Origin of the sequence: Streptococcus australis (genome assembly GCF_003943615.1) — a bacterium.
GTDB classification, from domain to species: domain Bacteria; phylum Bacillota; class Bacilli; order Lactobacillales; family Streptococcaceae; genus Streptococcus; species Streptococcus australis_C.
This window is the reverse complement of sequence record NZ_RJPZ01000002.1, coordinates 65,193-84,991: the sequence shown is the minus strand read 5'-3', so window position 1 is coordinate 84,991 and position 19,799 is coordinate 65,193. Positions and strand designations below refer to the sequence as shown.

Genomic DNA, 19,799 nt, shown 5'->3' with positions numbered 1-19,799 from the left:
TCATCTCTAGAGAGATGAGTTTTTAAGTTGCATTTTTTAGTAGGATGGATAGATTATTCTTCAATCGTTGGTTGCCAGACCCATTCAGCATTGTAATCCTTCAAGAGGTCGAAGGATGCTTGAGGTCCCATGGTTCCAGATTTGTACTCATGAAGAGGGACTTGATTTTCTGCCCATAATTTCTCAATCCGGTCAATCAAGTTCCAAGATGCTTTTACTTCGTTCCAGTGGCTAAAGTTGGTAGAGTCATTATTTAAGACATCATAGATTAACTTTTCGTAAGGCTCTGGAGAAGCACCGGTCGCTGTCGCATCAGTTTCATAGTCGAAGGATATCGGAGCGATCTGGAATTGCTCGCCGACTTCTTTCCCGTTGACACAGAGAGAGAAGCCTTCGTTTGGTTGGATGTAGATGGTCAGCACATTGGGTGCAATTTCTTGACCAAAAATAGAGTCCATCTGTTTAAAGACCACATTCACATGGGTCCCCTTTTTTGTGAGACGTTTTCCTGTACGGAAGAAGAAAGGAACACCACGGAAGCGATCGCTATCCACAAAGAAGGCGCCAGAGGCAAAGGTCTCGGTCATGGATTCAGGGTTGACATTTGGTTCACTACGGTAAGAGATGTCTTTTTTCCCTTGGATTTTTCCAGAACGGTACTGGCCTCGGATAAACAATTTCTTTAATCCTTCTTCAGAAGGGTTGACCAATTGTTCAAAAACTTTTACCTTCTCTTTACGGATGTCTTCCTTGGTGAAGGAAGCTGGTTTGTCCATCGCTAAGAGAGAAAGCAATTGAAGGGTATGGTTTTGGACCATGTCGCGGAGGGCACCAGATTCATCATAGTAGCCACCACGCTCTTCCACACCCAGACGTTCTGCGAAGGTGATTTGGACATTGTCGATATAGTCACGGTTCCAAATGTTTTCAAAGATTAGATTGGCAAAACGGAGGGCAAAAATAGACTGGATCATTTCTTTACCAAGGTAATGATCAATTCGGAAAATTTGCTCTTCCTCAAAGGTTTCTTCCAGTTCTTTGTTGAGCTGACTGGCTGTTTCTAAGTCAGTTCCAAATGGTTTTTCCACGATTAGACGCTCAAAGCCTTTTCCATCCACAATTCCTTCAGATTTCAAATGTTTGGCAATGGTTCCAAAGAATTGAGGAGCCATGGATAGGAAGAAGAGTTTATTGTGGTCAGCTTGGTAGGTATCATTGAGCTGATTTTGGAGTTCACGAAGCTTGATGTAGTGCTCGGTATCATTAACATCGTGGCTTTGGTAGTAAAAGTGGCTAGCGAATTCTTGCGCCTGTTCAGGACTATCTGCCAAATCCGAAATGGAGTCAACGACAACCGATTCAAAGTATTCTTTGCTCCAAGGACGACGAGCCGTTCCAATCACTGCAAAATGCTCTGAAAGATTTCCAGCTTTATAGAGTCTAAAAAGGGAAGGGTAGAGTTTGCGGTGAGCTAAATCTCCACTAGCCCCGAAAATGGTTACAATTACTTTTGAAGACATGTTCATACCTATTTTCTAACTTGATAAACCATATTCTACCATAAAATTCAGAAAATTTCTCTTTGAAAGTAAAAGTATTCTGACTTTCATAGGAAATAAAAGGAGAAGAAAGCACAAAAAAAGGTTGGACCAAAAGGTCACAACCTGCAGAGTGATAGACTGCCTAGAATACCCGATAAACATAAGGATTGGCGGGTTTTTCTACCTGATGAGCTTCCCTTATGTCTAAGACCGGAAGACTTTGGCCAAGCTGTTTATGGTATTGGATCTTTAGAGTTCCAGTAGCTTGGACCCAAGTATTATCGTCATAGGTTTGGGAGGCTCCTTTGGTTAAGAGACCATAGACTCCTGAGTCGGCGATACAGTGGATAATCCCAAAACGGAAAAGGAACTGGCTACCCGGATCCTGAGGGTCCTTATAAATAAAGCCGGTTAGGGTAAAGTTTTTTCCAGCAAATTCATCTGGATAGTCATAGATCACTTCCATGACTTCCATATAGTTTTCTGTCGTGATCTGGATATGATCTTGCTTGAGGTACTTCTTGGCTGCAGCTCTCATCTCAGATTCATAAGCAGACTTGGTAAAATAACTGCTAGTGTCAGGCTTGAGGTATTGGTTGGTTGTTCCTTCGTCGTTTTGAATATCCTTTGAAGAGCCAGCTGCGATGGGGAAATGATAGCCCTTGGCAGAAACCGTTTGGGAATCCAAGGTCACTGTCGGGAACCCAATCCCGACAATCAAGGGAATCAGGAGCAGAAGAATACTCATGACTTTGGCTTTTTTACTGGTTAGGTGGCTATGAACGGGCAGATTCTTCATCCATATATAGAGCTGGACGACAGCCAAGATGAAGGAAAGAATCATAGAGATATAGGCTAAATAGGAATAATGCATATTAATGTATTGGTTGAGCTTACCAGAAAGCTGCAAATACATAGTAATTTCGAAATAGCCTGCTAAAATGAGAAATCGAATCATAGGACCACCCCCACAAACCAAGCATAAACCAAGACAACTATGCTGACGATGCTAATGAATTGGACAATAAAGCGATTGGTCAGATAATTCTTCATCATCAAGAGGTTCTTGACATCTAGCATGGGTCCGATAACCAGGAAAGCTAGGACAGGAGCTAAGCCAAAACTAGAGAGGAGGGAGGAACCAATAAAGGCATCTGCCTCACTACACAATGAGAGGAGGAAGGAAAGGAGCATGAGGAGGAAAATGGCTAAGAGTGGTGTCGCTGAAATAGAAGTCAGTACTCGAGTTGGCACATAGACCTGAACCAAACTGGCAAACAAACAGCCGAAGACCAGATACCGTCCAGTGTCGAAAAACTCATCAATGGCCTGCACAAATACTTGAAAGAAGCGTTGAGCGGCAGATAGTTTTGAAAAGTCATGAACATGGACTTCCTTGCGGTTGGCCCGTTGAATAGAAGCGGTTTGGAAAAATCCTAGGAAAATTCCTAGAACAGTCGCTACCAGGATAGAGCCGATAGCTCGTAAGAGAGCCATTTGAAAAGAATTGCCAAAGGCGGAATAGGTGGCAAAGAGCACAATGGGGTTAATCACCGGTGCTGTTACTAGAAAGGGCACAGCTGTATAGCTAGGGACCTTCTTTTCTAAAAAGCGATTGATAATGGGGACGATGCCACACTCACAGGAAGGGAAAATAAAACCAATCAAGGTCCCAAACAGAATTCTTCCCCATTTATTTTTAGGAAGGGCTCGATACACTTTTTCAGGGGTGATATAGACATCGATTGCCCCTGAAATCAGACTTCCAATCAGAACAAAAGGAAGGGCTTCAATCATAATCGAAAGAAAAATTGCTCCAGCTTGAAGGACACTAGTTGGCAACTGCTGAAAGAAATTCATTTGTCAGAATCCTTCTGCACTTTTTGCCCTTTAGCTGCTTCCTTTTTCTCATCTGGGAAAGTGGCTTGAGGGGGATCTGGGAAAACGGCAAATTCCTCAAAGAGTTTGTCTAAATCGTCTGTTTTTGAAAATTTAATAGCCATGAATAGGTCTCCTTTTCTTTTTTTCTCATTATATCAAAATCTCAGAAAAGAGGGGAAATCAAGTGCAAAAACAGGAAGGAAGGGCGGAATAGCGAGCTTTCTATGGTATAATAGAAGCTATGGAAAAATATGAAAAAATAGCCCAAGAATTGGGCGTAAGTCTCAAACAAATTGATACTGTTTTGACCTTAACAGCAGAGGGATCTACCATCCCCTTTATTGCTCGGTATCGGAAAGATGCTACGGGGAATCTAGATGAAGTAGCGATCAAAGCCATTATCGATATGGACAAGTCTTTGACAGCCTTGGCTGATCGGAAAGAAACTGTCCTGGCTAAGATTGAAGAGCTTGGGAAACTCACCCCAGCCCTAAAAGAAGCGATTGAGCAAGCTGAAAAACTGGCAGATGTGGAAGAATTGTATCTTCCCTACAAAGAAAAACGCCGGACCAAGGCTACAGTTGCGCGTGAGGCAGGCCTCTTCCCGCTTGCTCGGATGATTTTGCAAGATCAAAAGGATCTGGAAACAGCAGCAGAGGAATTTTTATCTGAGGCTTTCCCAACTGTAAAAGATGCCATTTCTGGAGCAATCGATATTTTGGTCGAAGCGATTGCAGAAGATCCGCAATTGCGTAACCTCACTTACCAGGAGATTCGCAAACACTCCTTGATAACCTCTAGCTTGAAGGATGAGAGCAAAGACGAGAAGCAAGTCTTCAAGATCTATTATGATTTTTCTGAGAAGATTGCAAATATGCAGGGATACCGGACCCTTGCCTTAAACCGTGGAGAGAAATTAGGAGTATTAAAGGTTGGTTTTGAGCATCCTGTGGATCGCTTGACTCGTCATTTTGAAGCTCGATTTAAATCGAAGAACAGCCATATCGAAGAAGTTATCAACCAGGCTCTGAAAAAGAAGATGCTACCAGCTATGGAGCGTCGGATTCGGACAGAATTGACAGAAGTGGCAGAAGATGGAGCCATTCAGCTTTTCTCTGAAAATCTTCGTCACCTCTTGTTGATTGCTCCCCTCAAAGGGCGCGTGGTCTTAGGCTTTGACCCAGCTTTCCGGACAGGAGCTAAGTTGGCTGTTGTCGATCAGACAGGAAAGATGTTAACCACTCAGGTGATTTATCCTGTTGCACCAGCTAAACCAGCACAAATTGAGGCGGCGAAAGAAGAACTGAAGCGTTTGATTCGGGAATACTGCGTAGAAATTATTTCGATTGGGAATGGGACGGCTAGTCGAGAAAGCGAAGCCTTTGTTGCGGAAGTTCTTAAAGAAGTTCCAAATGTGAGTTATGTCATTGTCAATGAGAGTGGTGCATCTGTCTATTCAGCTAGTGAATTGGCCCGCCATGAGTTTCCAGAATTGACGGTTGAAAAGCGCTCAGCCATCTCCATTGCGCGTCGTTTGCAGGATCCACTGGCTGAGTTGGTCAAGATTGATCCAAAATCAATTGGAGTTGGTCAGTACCAGCACGATGTCAGCCAAAAGAAATTGTCTGAGAGCCTTGACTTTGTTGTCGATACCGTGGTGAACCAAGTTGGTGTCAACATTAACACTGCTAGTCCAGCTCTTTTGTCTCACGTGGCCGGTCTCAATAAAACCATTTCTGAGAACATCGTGAAGTATCGAGAAGAAGAAGGGGTGATCACCTCGCGTGCACAGATTAAAAAGGTTCCTCGTCTAGGGGCCAAGGCCTTCGAACAAGCAGCTGGTTTCTTACGGATTCCAGAAAGTGAGAATTTCCTTGATCGAACCGGGGTTCATCCAGAAAGTTACCCTGCAGTGAAGAAGCTCTTTACCTTACTTGGGATCACGGAGATGGATGAAGAGGCCCAAGCTAAATTGAAACAAATTGATACGGTTTCTATGGCCCAGGAACTTGAAATTGGGCCTGAGACCTTAAAAGATATTATAGCGGATCTTCTTAAGCCAGGTCGCGATTTACGTGATTCTTTTGATGCTCCCGTCCTTCGCCAGGATGTCCTTGACTTGAAAGACTTGAAGATTGGTCAAAAACTAGAAGGAGTCGTCCGCAATGTTGTTGACTTTGGAGCCTTTGTCGATATTGGGATTCATGAAGATGGTTTGATCCATATTTCACAGATGAGCCAGCATTTTATCAAACATCCAAGCCAAGTTGTTTCAGTTGGTGACCTAGTGACCGTATGGGTCTACAAGATTGATGTAGAACGGGAAAAAGTGAATCTTTCACTCATAGCACCACATGAATCTAACTAAATACGTTCAAGAAGTTTCGCTGGAAGATTTTGGTCGCCCCTTTCTCCATCAAGCTATCTGGAATACTCGTTTGCGTTCGACGGGTGGACGTTTTTTTCCAAAGGATGGTCATCTAGATTTCAATCCCAAAATACTAGAAAGATTTGGCTGGGAGATGTTTCGAAAGATTGTCCGCCATGAGTTGTGTCATTATCATCTCTATTACATGAAAAAGGGATATCGCCATCAGGACAAAGACTTCAAAGTCTTGCTAAAAGAGGTAGATGGTGTGCGGTATACGCCATCACTCGAAAGGGGAAGCTTTAAGATCTATGTCTGCACGATCTGTGGGCAAGTATATAAGAGAAAACGACGAATTGATCTTCAAAAGTACCGCTGTGGTCGATGTCGAGGACATCTCAAGTATCAGAAAACCTCCTATCAAGAAAATCGGCCTTGAGTCGGATGACAGTTAGTAGAATTCGGGATATACTGTTCTAAAATAATAGGAGGTAGGCCCTTGAATCCAACATTTTATAAATTACGACGTGGCAAGATTATCAGTGGAGTTTTTGCAGGGCTATCCGATCGCTTTGGCTTAGATGTTAGCTTATTGCGTTTCCTCTATATCCTTTTTAGCTTATTCCATTATGGAATTGTAGGAATATCAGTCTATGTCCTCTGTGCTCTTTCCATGCCTTATAAAGAAGACATTGAAAGAGAAAAGTACGGCCTCGGGCCTCGCAAACGTAAGGATGCTGAGGTCATTAAGGATGACAGTCCCTTCTTTTAGGAGAAAAAAGAGAGACCTATTGTTGCAAATACAGAATCAATCAAAATAGAGAGTGGGACAGAAATCGGTAATTCGTTAGAATTCGATTTCGTTGTCCCACCTCCGCACAGTTGAGTAGGGCTGTAAAAGCTGATGAAATCAGAGTAGTAGAGCCCACTCAACCACTGCGTCTTGCTTGACAATCCAAAGACAATTGAGAGACTAGGACTTTTGTCCCAGCCTCTATTTTGATTTATAGAAGAAAACGGAGAGAAGATGGAAAAATGGGATGCCTATGATAGGCAAAGAAAGCAAATAGGAGTAGAACTAGTACGAGGAAAAATTATTCCAAATGGACTATTTCACCTAGTCGTTAATGTTCTTGTACAAGACAGTAAAGGAGCTTTTCTTTTTATGAAACGAAGTCAAGAAAAAGAAATTCATCCTGGAGTCTATGAATGTGGTGCTGGAGGGAGTGTCCTCTGTGGCGAGAAAAGTCTGGATGCCGCTCTTCGTGAGCTAAAAGAGGAGACGGGTCTAACTCCTCGAACCATCCATCTCATCCACCAAGAAACAGTTGAAGAGGAACAAAGTCATTATGATTACTACCTCGCCAGTCTTGACGAGATACGCCCTAAGGTCCGTTATCAAGAAGGAGAGACAGAAGGTCATTCTTGGGTCCAGAGGGAGGAGTTGCTACAATTTTTTGAGACTTATTCCCATTTTCATGATCAAAAAAAGTTGCTTGAGCAAGTCCTCCAAGGGAATAATTTGCTATAATAGTAAGAGAATAAAAAAAGGGAGAAGCCTATGGCAATAACAGTCCGAGATTTAATAGATAAGCTTCGTTTGAAGGTTGTTTACGGTAATGAAAGCTTATTTGAAAAAGAAATCACAACGGCAGATATTTCACGTCCGGGACTTGAAATGACAGGTTATTTTGACTACTATACACCAGAACGGATTCAGTTAGTTGGGATGAAAGAATGGTCCTACTTAATGAAGATGACCTCTCACAACCGTCACCAGGTCTTACGTAAGATGTTTCAGCCGGAAACACCCGTACTCATTATTGCGCGTGATTTGGAGATACCAGAAGAAATGCTCCGTGCTGCAGAGGAGAAGCAAATTGCTATTCTAAGCAGTCGCGTTCCAACTAGTCGCTTATCTGGGGAATTGTCTAGTTACTTGGATTCCCTCTTGGCAGAGCGGACTAGTGTCCATGGTGTCTTGATGGATATCTATGGGATGGGGGTTCTCATCCAAGGAGATAGTGGGATTGGTAAGAGTGAGACTGGTTTAGAACTTGTCAAGAGGGGACACCGCTTAGTCGCAGATGACCGAGTAGACGTCTTTGCTCGAGATGAGATGACCTTATGGGGTGAGCCCGCAGAAATTCTACGTCATCTGCTAGAAATTCGTGGAGTTGGAATCATTGATGTCATGAGTTTGTATGGTGCCAGTGCTGTGAAAGATTCTTCACAGGTTCAAATCGCTGTCTACTTGGAAAACTACACTAAGGAACAAACCTATGATCGTCTAGGCAATAATGCGGAAGAAATTGAGTTCTGTGGAGTGACCATTCCAAGAATTCGCATCCCTGTTAAGACAGGTCGTAATATTTCCGTTGTCATTGAAGCAGCAGCTATGAATTACCGTGCCAAAGAAATGGGATATGATGCTACTAAAACCTTTGAAGATCGATTGACCCAGTTGATTGATCAGAATGAGGTGAAAGCATGAATCCAGTAGCCCTTCAACTTGGCCCCTTTAGTATTCGTTGGTATGCGATTTGTATCGTTCTAGGTCTCCTTTTGGCAGTCATCCTGTCTATGAAAGAAGCACCTCGTAAAGGGATTGAGTCAGACGATATCATTGATTTTATTCTGATTGCTTTTCCAGTAGCGATTATAGGTGCCCGTCTCTACTATGTTATTTTTCGATGGTCATATTACAGGGAAAATCCAGGAGAGATTTTTGCCGTATGGAACGGTGGAATTGCTATCTATGGTGGACTCCTTGCAGGGGCTCTAGTCCTCTACCTATTTTCACGTAGTCGTTTGATTGATCCGGTTGATTTTTTAGATATCGCTGCACCGAGTGTCATGATTGCTCAAAGTATTGGCCGTTGGGGCAATTTTGTTAACCAAGAAGCTTACGGAGCTATTGTTAAGAATTTAGATTATTTGCCTTCCTTCATTCGGAATCAGATGTTTATTGATGGACATTACCGTCAACCGACATTTTTATACGAATCCTGCTGGAACTTGCTCGGTTTTGTGCTGATTCTATATTTACGTCGCCGCCCACAGCTTTTGAGAAAGGGTGAAATTACGGCTTTCTATCTCATCTGGTATGGCTTTGGTCGAATGATTATTGAAGGAATGCGAACAGATAGCTTGATGTTTTTGGGAATTCGAGTATCACAATGGCTGTCCCTATTCCTGATCTTACTTGGAATCGGAATCATGATCTATCAACGAAAAAAGAATGCACCGTTTTATAAAACGGAAATAGATTAAGGAGAAAAGAAATGTTTATTGAAATTGCCTATGGGCTTTTAGGATTAGCTTTAGTCGTTTTGGTCATCTACTTGATAATCTTATTTTCAAAGATTGGAAAAGTTGTAGATGAGACTCAGGTAACGATTAAGACCTTGACATCAGATGTGAATGTCACCTTGCACCAAACCAATGAGTTGTTAGCGAAAGTGAATGTCTTGACAGAAGATTTGAATCAAAAAGTTGCAACCATCGATCCACTCTTCACTGCGGTGGCAGATTTGTCTGTATCTGTATCAGATCTGAACGATCAAGCGCGTCAGATTAGCAAAAAAGCTGTCGTAGTTGGTGGAAAAACCGTCAAAACATCTGTCGGATTAAAAGCAGCTCGCATGGCTATGAAATTATTTAAATAAGAAAAGAGGTACCCTATGGGACGTTTATCATCATTATTAATTGGAACGATCACAGGCGCATCCGTTGCCTATTTCCTGACTACAAAAAAAGGGAAAGAATGGACTGGTAAAGTCAAAGGTTTTGTGAAAGAATATCAAGAAAATCCACAAGAAGTTCATGATTCGGTGAAACAATCCGCAATGGAACTATCTAAGCAAGCATCAGACGCTATTCAGCAAACTAAGGAAAAAGTTGAAAGTGGAGAGATCAACAAAGACACTGTCATCGAAACGGTTAAAGATAAGACACAGGATGTGGTAGAATTTTCACAAGATGCCATCCAAACGATTAAGGAAAAAATTCAGCAAAAGACCGGTAATCAAGCAACTCCTTTCTACCCTACACAAGAGAAAGAAAGTGAAGAGATTGTCCTGGAATTAGAAGAAGAAACAGCTGTTGAAGAAGTCGAAGAAGAAATCAAAGAAACAGCTGTAGAAGAAGAATAAAAAGAATCCCTCACCATTTGGTGAGGGATTTCTCTTATGAAATGACAAACTAGATTGGGAAATGCCAAAAAGCCTCCCTAAGGAGGCTAAAAATTTCATCTTAGTCCTTTTTCCGTTTTAGCTGGAAAATTCGGAAAGCTTGGATACTTCCCAAACTGCAAGCAATTGCTGAGGCAAAAGCAAAGAAGGTATTCATCTTCATTGATAAAAAGATGAAACTAAATAAAACAGTTAAGACACAAAACACAGCAATATTAAGGAAAAACAGTAGCTCACTTAATTGGGAAGCTGGTTCAGTATCATAGTTAAAGTCATAATTAGTTGTTGTATTCTCTTGTTGAAGAGGGACTTCGATATAGTCGTATTCTTCAACAACTCTAAGTTTTCTTGCGGGCATATTTCTCTCTCCTAACAGTACTCTCTTATTTTAACACGTTTTCAAGCATAGAAATGTTACAAAACTGTTACAATTTTTACAAAATTAAGAAATTTGAAGAGCAAAAATACTTTTTTGGTATAATAGTTTTCATGAATAAGATAATTATTACAGCTACAGCTGAAAGTATTGAACAGGTTCAAGCCCTTCTAGAAGCAGGGGTAGACCGTATTTATGTTGGTGAAAAAGAGTATGGATTACGACTTCCTCATACTTTCTCGTATGACGAATTAAGTCGAATTTCTGATCTAGTCCATGCAGCAGGAAAAGAATTGACAGTGGCTGTCAATGCCTTGATGCATCAGGATATGATGGATCATATCAAACCATTTTTAGATTTCCTTGCATCGATTAACGTCGATTATATCACGGTAGGGGATGCAGGTGTCTTTTATGTCTTGAAGCGGGATGGCTACAACTTTAAAACCATTTATGATGCTTCTACCATGGTGACAAGCAGCCGTCAAATCAATTTCTGGGGACAAAAGGCTGGTGTTTCTGAAGCCGTATTAGCTCGAGAAATCCCATCTGCAGAGCTTTTCAAGATGCCAGAAATCCTAGAGATTCCTGCTGAAGTATTGGTCTATGGAGCTAGTGTGATTCACCATTCCAAACGGCCTCTTTTGCAAAATTATTATAATTTCACCCACATTGACGACGAAAAAACAAGAGAACGCGATCTCTTTCTGGCAGAGCCTGGGGATCCAGATAGCCATTACTCTATTTTTGAAGACAAACATGGAACTCATATTTTTGCCAACAATGATTTGGATTTGATGACCAAATTGTCTGAGTTAGTTGAACATGGCTTTACTCATTGGAAGTTAGAGGGAATTTATACACCTGGTCAAAACTTTGTGGAAATTGCCAAGTGTTTTGTGAAAGCACGAGAGCTCTTGGAAGCAGGGACCTTCACTTCGGACCAAGCCTTTCTATTGGACGAACAGATTCACCAATTGCATCCTAAGAATCGTTTCCTCGATACTGGATTTTATGACTACGATCCAGACATGGTTAAATAAAGGAGAAAAGCCTGCCAGGAGTGCGGGCCTTCCTTTTTGATGATGGTAAAGAATGAGAATTGTCAAAACAATTCCCAAACCATTGCCTTTCGACTGGATTTGCTATAAAATAGACAAGATTGATAATCTAACTAATATACTTGTAATATACTAGGAGATATGATGACAAAACAATTGAAACGTCCAGAGGTTTTATCCCCCGCTGGAACTTTAGAAAAATTAAAAGTGGCTGTTCGCTATGGTGCGGATGCTGTCTTTATTGGTGGTCAGGCCTATGGTCTTCGTAGCCGTGCAGGAAACTTCACCTTTGAGCAAATGGAAGAAGGAGTCCAATTTGCGGCTAAGTATGGAGCGAAGGTCTATGTTGCGGCCAATATGGTCATGCACGAAGGAAATGAAGTTGGAGCTGGTGAATGGTTCCGTCGTTTACGGGATATCGGAATCGCAGCAGTCATTGTTTCAGACCCTGCCTTGATTACCATCGCAGCGACTGAAGCGCCAGGTTTGGAAATTCACCTTTCTACACAAGCTAGTGCTACCAACTATGAGACCCTTGAGTTTTGGAAAGACTTGGGCTTGACAAGGGTCGTTTTGGCTCGTGAAGTTTCGATGGAAGAACTAGCTGAGATTCGTAAGCGGACGGACGTTGAGATTGAAGCCTTTGTTCACGGAGCGATGTGTATTTCCTATTCAGGTCGCTGTACCCTTTCCAATCATATGAGTATGCGGGATGCTAACCGTGGTGGCTGTTCCCAATCTTGTCGTTGGAAGTATGATCTCTACGATATGCCGTTCGGTCAAGAACGCAAGAGTCTCAAAGGGGAAATCCCTGAAGAATTCTCGATGTCAGCTGTTGATATGTCGATGATTGACCATATCCCTGATATGATTGAAAATGGAGTGGACAGTCTGAAGATTGAAGGTCGCATGAAGTCCATTCACTATGTCTCTACCGTAACGAACTGTTACAAGGCAGCTGTGGATGCTTATTTGGAAAGTCCTGAGAAGTTCGAAGCTATCAAGCAAGATTTGATTGATGAGATGTGGAAAGTGGCTCAACGTGAGCTAGCGACTGGTTTTTACTACGGTACTCCTTCAGAAAACGAGCAACTGTTTGGGGCTCGTCGGAAGATTCCAGAATACAAGTTTGTTGGAGAAGTGGTTGCCTATGATGCGGACAAGCAAATTGCGACTATTCGTCAACGGAATGTCATCAACGAAGGGGACCAAGTGGAATTTTATGGACCTGGTTTCCGACATTTTGAAACAGTCATCGAAGATTTGCATGATGCTAAGGGTAATAAAATTGACCGAGCACCAAATCCGATGGAGCTATTGACCATTCATATGCCAACAACAGTTGAACCAGGTGATATGATCCGTGCTCTCAAAGAAGGCTTGATCAATCTCTATAAAGAAGATGGAACGAGTCAAACAGTTCGTGCCTAGAAAGTACAACAAAAAAAACACCGCATGCCTCCCTAGCTTGGAAGTTTACGGTGTTTTTTGTTGGGCGATTCGAATCGTATGTGGAACAAGACTAATCTTTTGAATATCAGAAATTCGAATAATGGTTGACATACTCTTTTTAAAATTTTTGACAATGAGTTGTTTTCGTTCCTGATCATATTTCACGATATCGCCTGTAAAGCTTTTATTTTGGAAGATGACATGGACTCCTTGTTTTTTTCGAAGGGCCAGTTCAATAATCTGAATAATTTTATCATCCTCAAGTGGGGCTGGTTGGGAGGTTTTATCGTTAAAAAATTCATTCGCTCGGTCCTTGAGAAGCTCAAGAAATCTTTTCATAGCATAATTCTCCATAAGTTGATACAATATATTATAGAAAATTTCATTCATTTTGTAAAATTTTTTACGAATTATTAAGGTGAAAGACATTGAAAGGAGTATTCATGGCAGATTTTAGTTTTGAAATTGAAGAACAACTCTTGGTGTTATCTGAAAATGAAAAAGGATGGACCAAGGAGTTAAACCGGGTTAGCTTTAATGGAGCACCTGCTAAATATGATATCCGAACTTGGAGTCCAGACCATACGAAGATGGGCAAAGGGATTACGCTCACTAATGAAGAATTCCAAGTTTTGCTAGATGCATTTAAACAGTAATGGCCAGAGTAAGAAAGGGGAGTGGGACAGAAATCGGTTATTCGTTAGAATTCGATTTCATCGTCCCACCTCCGCACAGTTGAGTAGGACTGTAAAAGCTGATTTCATCAGCTTTTACAGCCCACTCAACCACTGCGTCTTGCTCGACAATCCAAAGACATTTGAGAGGCTAGGACTTTTGTCCCAGTCTCTTTTTTGATGCTTTCTATAATTATAGCTTGAAACTATATCCTATTCAAGAAAACAAGATTAACGCAAATCATTGTGGATGTTGACATTGACTGTTATAATAACCTTATTCGTTTATTTCATGTCGCACTTATAGGAAAGGAACCCTTATGTCAGATTTACTTACTATTTACAAAGAATTACAAGCTAAAAAATGGGTGGACTTGAGTCACCAAATCAATGCAGAAAGTCCTCACTTTCCAGCCCTCCCTGCTTTGCAACAAGAAGATCTCTTTACACTAAAAGATGGCTTCCATGTCCAAAAATTTACGGTGGTTGGTCAATACGGAACGCATATCGATGCTCCGATTCACTTTGTAGAAGGTGGCCGTTGGTTGGATGAGATTGACCTCAAAGATCTTCTTTTACCACTCTATGTCATCGACAAATCGAAAGAGGTTGCGGCCAATCCAAACTTTATCTTGAGCAAACAAGATATCTTGGACTTTGAAGCAGAACATGGACAAATTGCAGAAGGAGCTTTTGTCGCCTTCCGTAGTGATTGGTCAAAACGTTGGCCAGATCAAGATGCTATGCGCAACCTAGATGAAAATGGGGTTCAACAAAGTCCAGGATGGAGCCGTGAAGCTTTGGAATTCTTGATTCATGAACGCCATGTTAAGGCGGTGGGTCATGAGACCTTCGATACAGATGCGGGTATTCCTGCTGCAGAGCATGGCTTGGTCAATGAATACTACCTTTTGGAACAAAATATCTACCAAGTAGAAGTCTTGAACCAATTGGATCAAGTACCAGCAGTTGGTGCCTTGATTTCAATTGCCTTCCCTCACTGGGACAAGGCAACTGGTTCACCTGTTCGCGCCATTGCTATCTTACCATAAGAAGACAGAGAGAGTGGAACAGAAATCGGTAATTCGTTAGAATTCGATTTCGTCGTCCCACCTCCGCACAGTTGAGTAGGGCTGTAAAAGCTGATGAAATCAGCGTAGTAGAGCTCACTCAACCACTGCGTCTTGCTCGACAATCCAAAAACAATTGAGAGGCTAGGACAAAAGTCCTAGCCTCTTTTTTTTATCTGATAGTTTAAGAACTTGACTAGTGAAGTTCGCTTTTATTCTTTCGAAAGCTCTTGTCTTACAAAAATGTAAGGTAATCCAGTTAAAATGAAAGATTAGACTATGGAAGCTCCAATGATGATACATTAAAATAAAAATATAAGAAAAAGGCTTGTTAAACAAACCTTTTCTGATATTAACGCATGGTAACGAATTCTTCGGAACCGGTTGGATGGATGGCGACGGTTGCATCGAAATCTGCTTTAGTCGCTCCCATCTTGATGGCCACAGCGAAACCTTGAATCATTTCGTCTACACCATATCCAAGTCCATGAAGGCCGACGACGGTTTCTTCTGGTCCTGCAGTGATGAGTTTAAATTTAGCCAGCTGGCGATGCTGGGTTACAGCTGAATACATAGAAGCGAAACTAGAAGTGTAGACCTTGATAGCTTCTTTTCCATATTGTTTTTCGGCTTCTTCTTGAGTGAGACCGACTGTACCAATAGCGGGATGGGAAAAGACAACGGTAGGAATGGTTGAATAGTCCATTTTAGCATCGGTTTTTCCATTAAAGAGACGTTCGGATAGGGTACGCCCTGCCTTGATAGCGACAGGAGTTAATTCTTTTTCTCCTGTGACGTCCCCAAGAGCATAGATGCCAGGGACAACGGTATTTTGGTATTCATCTACTGCAATGAATCCTTTTTCATTTAAGGTGACACCTGCAGCTTCTAGATGGAGGTCCTGAACGTTTGGTTTTCGGCCGGTCGCCCAAATAATATGATCAGCAACAAAAGATGTTTGGTCTTCGAAATAGACACGGATTTGACCATTTTCTTCCTTTGTGAGTTGAACAGGAACCTTGTGAGGATGGAGGGGCAATCCTTGTTTATCCATCTCCTCCATTAGGCCATCGACAATGTAAGAATCAAACTTTCTTAAGGGACGATCACCGCGAACGAAGAGATCTGTCTGAACACCAAGGGCATGGAGGACACCGGCTAGTTCTACCGCAATGTAACCAGCTCCAATAATGGCAACTGATTTTGGTAGTTCTTCCCAAGCAAAGACATCGTCAGAGGTTTCTCCTAGGTTTGCTCCAGGTAGATCTGGGATGTAAGCATGGGCACCTGTGGCGATAACAATGTGTTTAGACTTGATGATTTCTCCGTTGACTTCAACTGTATGGGCGTCGATAAAGCGAGCGCGACCTTGGATATACTCCACACCATTTCGTTTAAAACTGCCATCATAAGACGAACGAGCTCGATCGATATAGGCTTCGCGATTTTTTCTTAATGTCGCAAAATCAAAATTGGTCTGTTCACAAGTAAACCCATAATCTGGACCGTAATCACGAATGGCTTCAGCAATTTGGGCGCCATACCACATAATTTTTTTAGGGACACATCCTTTGTTGACACAGGTTCCACCTAGTTGCTTTTCTTCAATAACAGCAGCGCGGGCTCCATGTTCTCCAGCACGGTTCATAGTAGCAATCCCTCCGCTACCTCCACCAATGGAGATAATATCAAATTCTTTCATGGTTAATACTCCTTTGTTGATTTACACCTTCATTGTAACAACATAGGTTACAAAAATCAAGAAATTGCCATCGTTGAATAGGAGGAGAAAACAAGATAGCAAAAAAACTTGCAAAACAGATGATTTTGAATTGAAAAATGAGGAAATATGATATACTAAACTTATAATTTGAAACGCTTTCGAATACTGGAGGAAAGAAATGAAAAAATTTAAAAAATGGCAAATCGTTACAGCTACAGGTGCTGCACTAGCAGTCGTAGGAATTGGGAGCTGGCTTGCTTTTGGAAAATCTAGCAATGGCCCTGAAGAGTTGGTGAATATGACTCCTATGGTTCAAACAGTCAAAGAAGGTTCCATTGCTTCATCAGTATTATTGACGGGGAAAGTCACTGCCAATCAGGAGCAATACATCTACTTTGACGGAACGAAAGGAGACTTGCAATCCATCTTAGTGAATGTTGGGGATCAAGTGACTGCTGGCCAAGCCATTGTTCAATACAGCAGTACAGAAGCGCAATCTGCCTATGATTCCGCTGTTCGTGCGGTTAATAAGGCAGATCGTCAATTGAACGATCTCATGACCAATGGAGTGACCATTGATACAACAGGGGATGAGGAAGCAGATAGCAAATCAGCCTCTCAAGCCCAACGATCTTTGGACACACAAGTGGGTGATTTACGCGATGCCCGTGCGGATGCTGTAGCCAATATGGAAAAAGCTAAAGCTTTGTTGGATGCTACAACCGTAAAAAGTAGTACAGATGGAACGGTTGTAGAAGTCAATAAAGATGTCTCCAAATCAACAACCGGAACCAACCAAACCCTTGTTCATATCGTCAGCAACGGTAACCTTCAAGTAAAAGGTGAGTTGTCTGAGTACAATCTAGCCAACATTTCAGTTGGTCAGGAAGTGACCTTAACCTCTAAGGTCTATCCTGGGAAAAAATGGACTGGAAAGATTAGCTACGTTGCCAATTATCCGACAGATTCTGGTCAGACTGGTGCAAATGCCGCAGGTTCTGGACAAGGAACAGGGGGAGCTAAATATCCATTTACGGTAGATATTACCAGTGAGATCGGTGATTTGAAACAAGGTTTCTCTGTCAATATTGAAGTAAAAAGTTCAACCATCCATCCTTTGGTTCCTGTGACAAGTGTCTTATCAGACGGTGATCAAAGCTATGTTTGGACCATTGAAGCTGGCAAGGCTAAAAAAGTCAATGTTACCTTAGGAAATGCAGATGCAGAAAATCAAGAAGTCTTATCTGGTTTGAACAAGGATGCTCAAGTCATCACCAACCCTTCTGGCGATTTGGAAGATGGGAAAGAGGTCGGAAAATATGACAAAATTGATTGAGCTGAAAAACATCAATAAAAGTTATCAAAATGGTGATCAAACCTTACAGGTATTAAAGGATATCCATTTAAATGTGGAAGAAGGGGAATTTCTAGCTATTATGGGACCTTCCGGTTCTGGGAAATCGACCCTAATGAATATCATTGGACTTCTCGATCGTCCGACCAGTGGTGAGTACAGACTAGAAGGGGAAGAGGTTGGGAACCTCAGTGAGAAGAAGTTAGCCCAGGTTCGCAATGAGCAAATTGGCTTTGTCTTTCAACAATTTTTTCTCCTGTCAAAACTCAATGCCTTTCAAAATGTTGAGCTCCCTTTGATTTATGCAGGAGTGAATCCTTCCAAACGAAAGGAATTAGCCGAACAGTTTTTAAAGAAAGTTGAGCTCGATACGCGGATGCACCACCTTCCTTCTGAATTGTCCGGAGGGCAAAAACAACGGGTGGCCATTGCTCGGGCTTTGGTAAATCATCCTTCTATTATCTTAGCGGATGAACCAACAGGAGCTCTTGATTCCAAAACTGGCGAACAAATTATGGAGCTTTTGACAGCACTCAATCAAGAAGGGAAAACCATCATCATGGTAACCCACGAAACGGAGATTGCTGCCTATGCCAAACGTCAGATTGTCATTCGAGACGGAGTGATCTCTTCGGATAGCCGCAATGAAAGGAGGGCCTGATGCAGAACTGGAAATTTGCCATTAGTTCCATTATGGGACATAAAATGAGATCTTTTTTAACCATGGTAGGGATTATTATCGGGGTTGCCTCAGTCGTCGTCATCATGGCTCTCGGAGATGGGATGAAAGCTGGAGTGACCAAGACCTTTACCAAGGATCAACAATATGTTCAGATTTCTTATTCCGCCCGAAAGAGTGGCTACATGACTGGTTTTAACTTAGGACCAGAACCTGCTCCAGACGAAGGAGGAGCAGAGGGTGGTGGAGAAGGTGGCGTTGCGAGTGAAGAAGACCAAGGGATGTCACCACCGGCCGGCTATGGAGAGGAAAGTAGCGAAGATGTTGACAACCCAATCCTTGAAACCCCGCCTGTTGTCCAAGAAGAATGGGTCAAGGAATTGACCAAGATTCCTGGAATCGATGGCTACTATGTTGGTAATACGGCCAATGCCACTATCTCCTTTCAGAAGAAAAAATCTGAAGGGGTGAATATCATGGGGGTCAATGATACCTATTTCTCTGTGAGAAAATTTGAATTGGTTTCAGGAAGAAAGCTGAATGCTTCAGATTACCAAAGTTTTTCTCGGGTCATCATGTTGGATGAAGGATTAGCTTCGACCTTATTTGGTACGGAAAGTGCCCTTAACCAAGTGGTTGCTGTCGGAGACAATAACTATCGGGTGGTAGGAATCTTCAAGGATCCAAATGCTGGATCTGCATTATATGGGGCTTCTTCTGGAGGAAGTGCCTTGATGGCTAATACCCAAGTAGCTTCAGAATTTGGAATAGAAGAAATTTCCACTATTGTGGTGCATATTCCTGATGTCAAACAGATTAAATCAACTGGAATCGAAGCAGCGAAAAAATTAACCGAGCTATCAGGAGTTCGCCAAGGGGAGTTCCAAATTTTTAACATGGATAGTATCTTGGAACAGACCAATCAAATGCTCAGTATTATGACAACAGTCATTGGTGCGATTGCAGGAATTTCCCTTCTCGTTGGTGGGATTGGAGTCATGAATATCATGTTGGTTTCTGTGACTGAGCGGACACGTGAAATCGGTCTGAGAAAAGCACTTGGAGCTACTCGTAGCAAAATCTTGATTCAATTCCTCATCGAATCAATGGTCTTGACCATGATGGGAGGAATTCTCGGTCTGGGATTGGCCTATGGTGTCAATGCCCTCATCGCCACAGCTGCTGCAGGTACTCTAGAAGGACCTCCAGTCGTCTCCATGTCGGTGGCTATTGGAAGTATCATCTTCTCAGCTTGTGTCGGAATTGTCTTTGGTATCCTACCAGCTAGCAAGGCATCAAAACTAGACCCAATTGAAGCCCTCCGCTATGAATAAGGTAGAATGACTTGAATGATGGATTGGAACAATAGTCGTGTTCCCTTCTGAAACCTAGGAATGTGATAGGAAAGGTAGAAAACTCCTTTTCCT

The 19,799-nt window shown here is 42.1% G+C and carries 22 protein-coding genes; 15 read left to right on the top strand and 7 right to left on the bottom strand.

Going from position 1 to position 19,799, the window contains the following annotated elements:
• Positions 1 to 53: 53 nt before the first annotated feature.
• The 4 genes from zwf to D8785_RS09725 form a co-directional block, all read right to left on the bottom strand.
• Positions 54 to 1,520, bottom strand: coding sequence for a glucose-6-phosphate dehydrogenase (gene zwf / locus D8785_RS02260; RefSeq protein ID WP_125374338.1), 1,467 nt, complete (start codon positions 1,518 to 1,520; stop codon positions 54 to 56).
• A 163-nt stretch (positions 1,521 to 1,683) separates the two neighbouring features.
• Positions 1,684 to 2,499 (bottom strand): TIGR03943 family putative permease subunit, encoded by an 816-nt coding sequence (locus D8785_RS02255; RefSeq protein WP_125374337.1) that lies wholly within the window; start codon positions 2,497 to 2,499, stop codon positions 1,684 to 1,686.
• Positions 2,496 to 3,401 (bottom strand): permease, encoded by a 906-nt coding sequence (locus tag D8785_RS02250; protein ID WP_125374336.1) that lies wholly within the window; start codon positions 3,399 to 3,401, stop codon positions 2,496 to 2,498. The genes D8785_RS02255 and D8785_RS02250 overlap by 4 nt, the downstream gene beginning before the upstream one ends.
• Positions 3,398 to 3,544: an SPJ_0845 family protein gene (locus tag D8785_RS09725; protein WP_185759612.1), complete on the bottom strand. Its 147-nt coding sequence runs from the start codon at positions 3,542 to 3,544 to the stop codon at positions 3,398 to 3,400. Before D8785_RS09725 ends, D8785_RS02250 begins: the two co-directional genes overlap by 4 nt.
• A gap of 119 nt (positions 3,545 to 3,663) precedes the next feature.
• Between D8785_RS09725 and D8785_RS02245 the strand changes: the two genes are divergently transcribed.
• The 8 genes from D8785_RS02245 (at position 3,664) to D8785_RS02205 (ending at position 9,944) form a co-directional block, all read left to right on the top strand.
• Positions 3,664 to 5,790: a Tex family protein gene (locus tag D8785_RS02245; RefSeq protein ID WP_125374335.1), complete on the top strand. Its 2,127-nt coding sequence runs from the start codon at positions 3,664 to 3,666 to the stop codon at positions 5,788 to 5,790.
• Positions 5,777 to 6,229 (top strand): SprT family protein, encoded by a 453-nt coding sequence (locus tag D8785_RS02240; RefSeq protein ID WP_125374334.1) that lies wholly within the window; start codon positions 5,777 to 5,779, stop codon positions 6,227 to 6,229. The genes D8785_RS02245 and D8785_RS02240 overlap by 14 nt, the downstream gene beginning before the upstream one ends.
• Before the next feature lie 60 nt (positions 6,230 to 6,289).
• A complete protein-coding gene (locus tag D8785_RS02235; protein ID WP_125374333.1) occupies positions 6,290 to 6,562 on the top strand; it encodes a PspC domain-containing protein in 273 nt (90 codons plus the stop codon).
• A 255-nt stretch (positions 6,563 to 6,817) separates the two neighbouring features.
• Positions 6,818 to 7,321, top strand: coding sequence for an NUDIX hydrolase (locus D8785_RS02225; protein WP_125374332.1), 504 nt, complete (start codon positions 6,818 to 6,820; stop codon positions 7,319 to 7,321).
• 30 nt (positions 7,322 to 7,351) lie between these two features.
• Positions 7,352 to 8,284, top strand: coding sequence for an HPr(Ser) kinase/phosphatase (gene hprK / locus D8785_RS02220; RefSeq protein ID WP_117744485.1), 933 nt, complete (start codon positions 7,352 to 7,354; stop codon positions 8,282 to 8,284).
• On the top strand, positions 8,281 to 9,063 hold the full coding sequence (gene lgt, locus D8785_RS02215; protein ID WP_125374331.1) for a prolipoprotein diacylglyceryl transferase: 783 nt from the start codon (positions 8,281 to 8,283) through the stop codon (positions 9,061 to 9,063). The genes hprK and lgt overlap by 4 nt, the downstream gene beginning before the upstream one ends.
• 11 nt (positions 9,064 to 9,074) lie before the next feature.
• Positions 9,075 to 9,458 (top strand): DUF948 domain-containing protein, encoded by a 384-nt coding sequence (locus D8785_RS02210; RefSeq protein ID WP_006595909.1) that lies wholly within the window; start codon positions 9,075 to 9,077, stop codon positions 9,456 to 9,458.
• Between the two features lie 15 nt (positions 9,459 to 9,473).
• Positions 9,474 to 9,944 carry a YtxH domain-containing protein gene (locus D8785_RS02205; RefSeq protein WP_125374330.1) on the top strand — a complete coding sequence of 157 codons (471 nt, stop codon included), beginning with the start codon at positions 9,474 to 9,476 and terminating at the stop codon, positions 9,942 to 9,944.
• A 100-nt stretch (positions 9,945 to 10,044) separates the two neighbouring features.
• Here D8785_RS02205 and D8785_RS02200 read toward each other — a convergent pair whose 3' ends face one another.
• Complete coding sequence (locus D8785_RS02200) at positions 10,045 to 10,341, bottom strand: DUF3270 family protein (protein WP_125374329.1); 297 nt, start codon at positions 10,339 to 10,341, stop codon at positions 10,045 to 10,047.
• A gap of 131 nt (positions 10,342 to 10,472) precedes the next feature.
• On the opposite strand from D8785_RS02200, the gene D8785_RS02195 reads away from it, so the two are divergent.
• Positions 10,473 to 11,402 carry a peptidase U32 family protein gene (locus D8785_RS02195; RefSeq protein ID WP_125374328.1) on the top strand — a complete coding sequence of 310 codons (930 nt, stop codon included), beginning with the start codon at positions 10,473 to 10,475 and terminating at the stop codon, positions 11,400 to 11,402.
• 162 nt (positions 11,403 to 11,564) lie between these two features.
• Entirely contained in the window at positions 11,565 to 12,851 is a 1,287-nt protein-coding gene (locus D8785_RS02190; RefSeq protein WP_125374327.1) for a peptidase U32 family protein, read from the top strand.
• Positions 12,852 to 12,896: 45 nt separating this feature from the next.
• Here the strand turns inward: D8785_RS02190 and D8785_RS02185 are convergent, their stop codons facing one another.
• Positions 12,897 to 13,226 (bottom strand): hypothetical protein, encoded by a 330-nt coding sequence (locus D8785_RS02185; RefSeq protein ID WP_042361426.1) that lies wholly within the window; start codon positions 13,224 to 13,226, stop codon positions 12,897 to 12,899.
• Positions 13,227 to 13,315: 89 nt separating this feature from the next.
• Here D8785_RS02185 and D8785_RS02180 point away from each other — a divergent pair, with 89 nt between their 5' ends.
• Together D8785_RS02180 and D8785_RS02175 are read left to right on the top strand one after the other, a co-directional pair.
• Positions 13,316 to 13,528, top strand: a complete 213-nt coding sequence (locus D8785_RS02180) for a YdbC family protein (protein WP_006597402.1) — start codon at positions 13,316 to 13,318, stop codon at positions 13,526 to 13,528.
• A 338-nt stretch (positions 13,529 to 13,866) separates the two neighbouring features.
• Positions 13,867 to 14,598: a cyclase family protein gene (locus tag D8785_RS02175; protein WP_123160473.1), complete on the top strand. Its 732-nt coding sequence runs from the start codon at positions 13,867 to 13,869 to the stop codon at positions 14,596 to 14,598.
• A gap of 370 nt (positions 14,599 to 14,968) precedes the next feature.
• Here the strand turns inward: D8785_RS02175 and gorA are convergent, their stop codons facing one another.
• A complete protein-coding gene (gorA, locus tag D8785_RS02165) occupies positions 14,969 to 16,318 on the bottom strand; it encodes a glutathione-disulfide reductase (RefSeq protein ID WP_125374326.1) in 1,350 nt (449 codons plus the stop codon).
• A 199-nt stretch (positions 16,319 to 16,517) separates the two neighbouring features.
• Here gorA and D8785_RS02160 point away from each other — a divergent pair, with 199 nt between their 5' ends.
• Genes D8785_RS02160 through D8785_RS02150 form a run of 3 tightly spaced genes read left to right on the top strand, consistent with a single transcriptional unit; the run spans position 16,518 to position 19,706 of the window.
• Entirely contained in the window at positions 16,518 to 17,675 is a 1,158-nt protein-coding gene (locus tag D8785_RS02160; protein WP_125374325.1) for an efflux RND transporter periplasmic adaptor subunit, read from the top strand.
• Positions 17,659 to 18,354, top strand: coding sequence for an ABC transporter ATP-binding protein (locus D8785_RS02155; protein WP_125374324.1), 696 nt, complete (start codon positions 17,659 to 17,661; stop codon positions 18,352 to 18,354). The genes D8785_RS02160 and D8785_RS02155 overlap by 17 nt, the downstream gene beginning before the upstream one ends.
• Complete coding sequence (locus D8785_RS02150; RefSeq protein ID WP_125374323.1) at positions 18,354 to 19,706, top strand: ABC transporter permease; 1,353 nt, start codon at positions 18,354 to 18,356, stop codon at positions 19,704 to 19,706. The genes D8785_RS02155 and D8785_RS02150 overlap by 1 nt, the downstream gene beginning before the upstream one ends.
• Positions 19,707 to 19,799: the final 93 nt, after the last annotated feature.